The organism is Campylobacter parajejuni (genome assembly GCF_046764905.1).
GTDB lineage: Bacteria > Campylobacterota > Campylobacteria > Campylobacterales > Campylobacteraceae > Campylobacter_D.
The window spans coordinates 206,873-213,786 of the sequence record NZ_JBKORB010000004.1; the positions used below are offsets into that span (position 1 = coordinate 206,873).

5 protein-coding genes are annotated in these 6,914 nt (G+C 33.9%); 3 read left to right on the forward strand and 2 right to left on the reverse strand.

Annotated elements, in window-relative coordinates:
* Window positions 1–5 precede the first annotated feature (5 nt).
* Both ACLL8X_RS05635 and thyX read right to left on the reverse strand, forming a co-directional pair.
* Window positions 6–1,391, reverse strand: coding sequence for a cation:dicarboxylate symporter family transporter (locus ACLL8X_RS05635; RefSeq protein WP_411989942.1), 1,386 nt, complete (start codon window positions 1,389–1,391; stop codon window positions 6–8).
* Window positions 1,392–1,512: 121 nt separating this feature from the next.
* Window positions 1,513–2,136 (reverse strand): FAD-dependent thymidylate synthase, encoded by a 624-nt coding sequence (thyX, locus tag ACLL8X_RS05640; protein ID WP_411989943.1) that lies wholly within the window; start codon window positions 2,134–2,136, stop codon window positions 1,513–1,515.
* A 120-nt stretch (window positions 2,137–2,256) separates the two neighbouring features.
* On the opposite strand from thyX, the gene pyrG reads away from it, so the two are divergent.
* The 3 genes from pyrG (at window position 2,257) to ACLL8X_RS05655 (ending at window position 6,589) form a co-directional block, all read left to right on the forward strand.
* Window positions 2,257–3,888 carry a CTP synthase gene (pyrG, locus tag ACLL8X_RS05645; RefSeq protein ID WP_411989944.1) on the forward strand — a complete coding sequence of 544 codons (1,632 nt, stop codon included), beginning with the start codon at window positions 2,257–2,259 and terminating at the stop codon, window positions 3,886–3,888.
* Window positions 3,875–5,446 carry a single-stranded-DNA-specific exonuclease RecJ gene (recJ, locus tag ACLL8X_RS05650; RefSeq protein WP_411989945.1) on the forward strand — a complete coding sequence of 524 codons (1,572 nt, stop codon included), beginning with the start codon at window positions 3,875–3,877 and terminating at the stop codon, window positions 5,444–5,446. The genes pyrG and recJ overlap by 14 nt, the downstream gene beginning before the upstream one ends.
* A gap of 135 nt (window positions 5,447–5,581) precedes the next feature.
* Window positions 5,582–6,589 (forward strand): type II asparaginase, encoded by a 1,008-nt coding sequence (locus ACLL8X_RS05655; RefSeq protein WP_411989952.1) that lies wholly within the window; start codon window positions 5,582–5,584, stop codon window positions 6,587–6,589.
* Window positions 6,590–6,914 lie beyond the last annotated feature (325 nt).

A 6,914-nucleotide genomic window follows, 5' to 3' on the forward strand; every position in this document is an offset into this window, starting at 1 on the left:
TTCTTTTAAGAATTATAAACTTCCTTATCTAAGGCTTTTAAATTTTTTGCCGTGCAAAGAGCTGAGGTCATAGCACCTGAGACATTGCTGGCTGTTCTTGCCATATCGATTATGGGGTCTATGGCTAAAATAAGACTTAGCATTACAAAATTATTACCAAATCCAATTCCAGCTAACATTATAGAAGCCGCCATAGTCGCACTGCCCGGCACTCCAGCTATACCCAAAGAACCGATTATGGCTACTAAAACTATCATTAAAGCAAAAGTAAAATCAATAGGCGTATGCGTAGCAAAGGCTACAAAAACCGCAGCCAAAGCAGGAAAATAACCCGCACAACCATTAAGTCCAGTAGTGGTGCCTATACTAGCGACAAAATTTGCCACAGCTGAATTGACTCCAAATTTATTTTCTAAAGTGGAAGTTGTCATAGGTAAAGTGCCTAAAGAAGATCTTGAGCTAAATGCAAATAACCACACGGGAAAAGCTTTTTTTGCGTATTTTATAGGGTTTAATCCTTGTGAAGCAAGAAGTAAAAAATGCACTCCAAACATTATAAACATAGCCACATAAATGAGCATGATGAAAAGTCCCGCTGTCTTAATCGCCTCAAAACCATTGCTAAGAAGCACATTTGCCATCATACAAACCACAGCATAAGGCATAAATCTAATAACTATGGCAGTCATATTCATCATAATATTATAAAAGGTTAAAATAAAATTTTGAAAGCTTTTAAAAGCTTGTTCGTATTCTTCTTTTTTAGAAATTTTCTTTGCACTAATGCCTATAAAAAAAGAAAAAATGACAATAGCTATAATATTTTCTTTATTAATAGCTGCGATAATATTGCTAGGAATTAGTCCTAGTATGATGCCTGAGAAAGTTTGAATTTCTCTTATTTGTTTGCCACTCTCACCCACTGCGAAATTTGCTCCCAAATCAAAGCTCACACCCAAAATAACACCTATAATAGCCGCAATGGCTGTGCTAAGGAGTATCCAAAAAAGACTTACCCCAAGCAAAGAAGAAATTTTGATGTTTTTATCAATTTCTATAATAACTTTTACAATACAAATACTTACAAGGGGGACAACTAGCATTTTTATAAAAGCTACAAAAACGGAGCTTATAAAAGCAAACCAATGTTTGGTTTCGCTATACCAAAGTATATTGCTTGCTTCTTTGCTATCTGGAAAATCAGCTAAATATTGCAAAGCAAAACCCAAACTTAAACCTATCGCAAGTGCAAATAACATACGAAGAGAAAAGTTGATTTTAACATCACGCATCTTTTTTAATGCGTAAAAAACAACACAAAGTATAGCAAGAATAACTATGGTATGAACTTGCGAAAGCATTAAAAAATCTTGAAAAAATTGTTTATCCATAAAAAGTCCTTTTTAAGAAACTATAATCAAATGTGAAATATATGAAAATATACCCACATAAAAGCTTGATTTGATAAATACTAACACAAAAATATTTTAAATAAGATAAAATTAGTATGATTTATTCTATATCTTTGTGTAGGCAGTGTTCAAAGACAAATTGATGTTCTTGGGGTAGGGCTTTAAATAAAGCATTAGCTAAAGCTCTAATCTCCCAAAGGGCTGATTTGGAGCTACGAAGTGAGACAAAATTTTGCAAACTCCTTGCATTAATTGTTAGAGTAAGCTCGGTTTTATAACTCTCAGGTAAGCAGTATTTAGCTAAGTCTAAACTAATGCTTTTTTGCAAGATAAGACGCAAATTTTCTAGGGCTTTGATACTGGCATTATCAATCTCTTCGTTTCCACAAAGCACCAAATAACGCCCCGCATTTTCAAAATCTCCTATTTTAAATTCGCTCTCATTACGCAATTCTTTTAAAGTATAACGCGTGCTTTTGACACTAGGACTTGTATGACGGTGCCTTGCCACTTCTTGCAAGCAAGCTCTTGAAATTCCTTGTATATAAAAAGTGTAATTTAAGTGTTCTAAAGTGGATGCGTGTTTGAATTTATTTCCCACTCTATCGATAAGTTCTTTATCTTTTTCACCACCACAATCGCCTTTATCAAAGCTTTGCCAACAAGTGCGAATAGCGTGAGAACAAACAGAAAGCGGGGTATGAAAAAGTAAAGTGATTTGCATAGTTATTCCTTTATATATCAAAAAATATTTTCGTAATTCTTGCATTTTTTACTTAAAATTCTAATGAAATAAAAAGTTTTATCAAGTTATAATTAGACAAAAAAATAAGGCTTATTATCAATGAAACAAACAAAATATATTTTTGTAACAGGCGGGGTTTTAAGTTCTTTAGGTAAGGGAATAGCCGCTGCTTCTATCGCAACACTTTTGAAAAATTCAAGGCTTAAAGTGAGTATTTTAAAAGCTGACCCTTATATCAATGTAGATCCGGGCACTATGAGTCCTTTTGAACATGGAGAAGTTTTTGTAACCGATGATGGGGCGGAGACGGATTTGGATTTAGGGCATTATGAGCGTTTTTTAGATGAGAGTTTAACTCAAGATAATAATTTCACCACAGGACGCGTTTATCAAAGTGTGATTGAAAAAGAAAGGCGTGGGGAATATCTTGGTAAAACCATTCAGGTTATCCCCCATATAGTAGGAGAAATTAAAGAACGCATTAAAAAAGCAGGAGAAGGCAAAGATATACTTATTGTTGAAATAGGTGGCACCGTTGGGGATATAGAGGGTTTGCCTTTTTTAGAAGCCATTCGTGCTTTGCGTTTAGAAGTGGGTAAAAATAATGCTATGAATATCCATCTTACTCTAGTGCCTTTTATCAAGGCTGCAGGGGAGTTAAAAACCAAGCCAACCCAACACAGCGTAGGCGAGTTAAGACGCATAGGCATTAGTCCTGATATGATTATTTGTCGTAGTGAAAAGGCTTTGGATAGGGATTTAAAGGATAAAATCGCTATTTCTTGCGGAGTGGAGAAAAGTTGCGTGATAGAAAGTGTTGATGCGGCAAGTATTTATCAAATTCCACTTAATTTTTTAAAGCAAGATATTTTAAGTCCTATTGCTGAAATTTTGGATTTAAAAAATTTAAAACCTAATATGGAAAATTGGGATTCTTTAGTAAAAAGGGTTATAGCACCAAGCAATGAAGTTAAAATCGCTTTTGTGGGCAAGTATGTGGATTTAAAAGAAAGTTATAAAAGCCTTACTGAAGCCCTTATACACGCAGGAGCAGCTCTAGATACTAGAGTTGAGCTTAAATGGGTAGATAGTGAAAAACTTGAAAATATGCAAAGTTCTGAAGTATTTAAAGATGTGAGTGGAATTTTAGTCGCGGGGGGATTTGGATATCGTGGCGTTGAGGGTAAAATAAAAGCTATTCAATACGCTAGAGAAAATAAAATTCCTTTTTTAGGAATTTGTTTGGGTATGCAACTGGCTTTAATAGAATTTGCTAGAAATGTTTTAAAGCTTAAAGATGCCAATTCAAGCGAATTTAATGAGAAATGTCAAAATCCTGTGGTTTATTTGATTGATGAATTTATGGATGGTAATGGCAAAAAACAAATTCGCACCGCAAAAACCCCTTTAGGCGGCACTATGCGTTTGGGAGCTTATAAATGCGATATTAAAGAAAAATCCCTTTTAGCTAAGGTCTATAATGAAGCAAAAAATGTCAAAGAACGCCATCGCCACCGCTATGAAGCCAATCCAAAATATAGAAAAGCATTAGAAGAAAAAGGCTTGATAGTAAGTGGAGAAAGTGAAGGCTTGATTGAGGCGATTGAGCTTGATTTACACCCTTTCTTTTTAGCCGTGCAGTTTCATCCTGAATTCACTTCAAGACTTGAGCGTGTTAATCCCGTAATTTGTGCTTTTATCAAGGCAGCTTTAAGCTATGAAAATCATTGATAAAAATGAAATCAAAAAAATTCTAGCCTCCCGTTTTGAAAAGGATTTACACACCAAGCTTTGTGATTTGCCTTTGCCTTGCTGTTTAAAGGATGCTTATAAGGCGGCACATCGCATCAAGCAAGCCATAGAAAAAGATGAGAAGATAGCCATAGTGGGTGATTATGATGTGGATGGGATAATTTCTTGTGTGATAATGGCGGAATTTTTCGATGATATAGGTTTTGATTATATAGTAAGAATTCCAAATCGTTTTAAAGATGGATATGGATTAAATGCTGAGCTTATTAATGAGCTTGATGTGAAATTAATCATCACTGTGGATAATGGTATAGCTGCTTTTGAGGCGGCGAAGCTTTGTAAGCAAAGGGGAATTGATTTAATCATTACAGACCACCATTCGCCTCAAGAGCTTTTGCCTGAAGCTTTTGCTATTATCAATCCTAAGCAAAAAGATTGTGATTTTCCAGAAATTGAAATTTGTGGAGCACAGGTGGCTTGGTATTTGATAGCGGCTTTAAAAGAGGTGTGTAAGCTTAAATACGATATGAGTAAATTCTTAGAGCTTTTAGCCATAGCCATTATAGCCGATATGATGGAGCTTAGGGATTTAAACAGAGCCTTAGTTAGAAGGGGTATAGAGCATATTAACAAATCCAAAAGAGCTGCTTTTAAGGCTATTAAGCATTATTATCAAAAAGATAAATTTGCTATTGATAATATAGGATTTTTAATTGCTCCGCTCATCAATAGTGCTGGAAGAATGGATGATGCAAGTATTTCTTATGAATTTTTACACACTAAAGATTTCAACAAAGCTTTAGAATATTTAGAGCAAATTGTTAGTTTTAATGAAAGTCGTAAAGATGAAGAAAAACAGCTTTTTGAAGATAGTTTAAATCAAATCGATGAAAAGGATGCCTGTATAGTGGTGTCGGGTTTAAATTGGCATGAAGGGGTTTTGGGCATAGTGGCAAGTCGTTTAGCTAAACATTTTAACAAACCTGCCTTTGTATTTTCTCAAAATAAGCAGCGTTTAAAGGGCAGTGCAAGGAGTGTGGGTAAGATTGATATTTTAGCTTTGATTTCTAAGGCAAATTCTATACTGAGTAATTACGGCGGTCATAAAGGTGCTGCTGGAATTAGCTTAAAATTGGAAAATTTTGAACAATTTAGAAGTAAAATTAAAGAAGAATGTTCGCAAATTTCTGAAAGTGAATTTTTGGATACAGATGAAATTTTAGGAATTTTAGAACCTAGTGAAATTGATTTTGAAATGCTTGAAATTTTAGAATCTTTTGAACCTTTTGGGCATAAAAATCCAAGACCTTTTTTTGTTTTAGAAAGTCTTTGTGTGAAAAATAAAAAGCTTTTAGGCAAGGATGAAAAACACTTAAAGCTTATTTTAACTAAGGAAAATAAAACCATAGAGGCTTTGTTTTTTAATTTTGATAAAGAGCCTGAGTTAAATCAAAATATTTCTTTGCTTGGAAGTATTTCTAGGAATGAATTTAGAGGATTGGTAACTCCACAATTTGTTATTAAAGAAATTTTATAAAATTTTCATAAATTTATAAAAATTTTATTTATTATTTATTAATATAATATATAAGTTTCGTTATGAAACTAAATTTCAACAAATAAGGGGAGAGTCGTGAAAAAGTTATTATTGTGTATATTAGCATTTTTAACCATAGGAGCAGGTATGGCAGAAGCTAAGCCTAAAATTGCTATTTTAGCAACAGGTGGAACGATAGCAGGTTCCATTGATAGTGCTGTTGCTACAACAGGTTATACAGCGGGGGTTGTTGGCGTAGATGTTTTAATCAAAGCGGTTCCGGAAATTAAGGATTTGGCCAATATCAGTGGAGAGCAAATAGCAAATATTGATAGTTCAAATATGCGTGATGAAATTTGGCTAAAGCTTGCTAAAGAAATCAATAAGCTTTTTGCTGAAGGGGTAGATGGAGTGGTTATTACCCATGGGACTGATACTATGGAAGAGAGTGCTTATTTTTTAAATTTAACCCTTAAAAGCGATAAGCCTGTGGTTTTAGTTGGTGCTATGCGTCCATCAACTGCCATAAGTGCCGATGGTCCAAAGAATCTTTATAATGCTGTGGCATTAGCTGCTAGCAAAGAAGCTAGGGGTAAAGGTGTTATGGTAGCTATGAATGATAAAATTTTAAGTGCTAGGGGTGTGGTAAAAACCCATAGTTTAAATGTAGATGCTTTTTCTTCTGTCGATTTTGGGGATTTGGGTTATATAGTAGATGGAAAAGTCTTTTTCTACAATAATGTAGCTAAGGCACACACAAAAAACGCCCCATTTGATGTAAGCAAACTCACAAGCTTACCAAAAGTAGATATACTCTATACCTATTCAAACGATGGTAGCGGCGTTGCGGCAAAAGCTTTGTTTGAAAATGGCACTAAGGGTCTAGTTATAGCTGGAAGTGGTGCAGGAAGCATACATGAGGACCAAAAAAATGTTTTAAAAGAGCTTATGAAGCAAGGACTTGATGTTGTTGTAAGCTCAAGAGTTGTAGCAGGGCGTGTTGCTGTGAGTGATTCGGATAAGAAACTAGGTTTTATCAGTGCTGAAGATTTAAATCCGCAAAAAGCAAGAGTTTTGCTTATGTTAGCACTTACAAAAACAAGTGATCCTAAAAAAATTCAAGAGTATTTTTTGAAGTATTGAAATTTTAAATATTTCTAAACTTAGGGAATTCATCTTCCCTAAGTCATATATTTCTGTATATTGCTTAATCTTATAATTTTTTATTATCATTAAACTTCCAAGTATGTTTTACCTCCCCCCACCTTTCTTTCTTTATCCAAACCTTAATTTCTTTTACTTTACCTTCCCATCTTTACTTATCCCCAAAACCCAACAAATATTTATATTATTTATTTTATTTATTTAATTCCCCTTTAAGCTTAAATAGTTATAATTTCATTTCCTTTTTTTGAAAAAGGACTTAAAATCTTTTAAATTATAAAGTTTCACTAGCTTAGTAGATTTT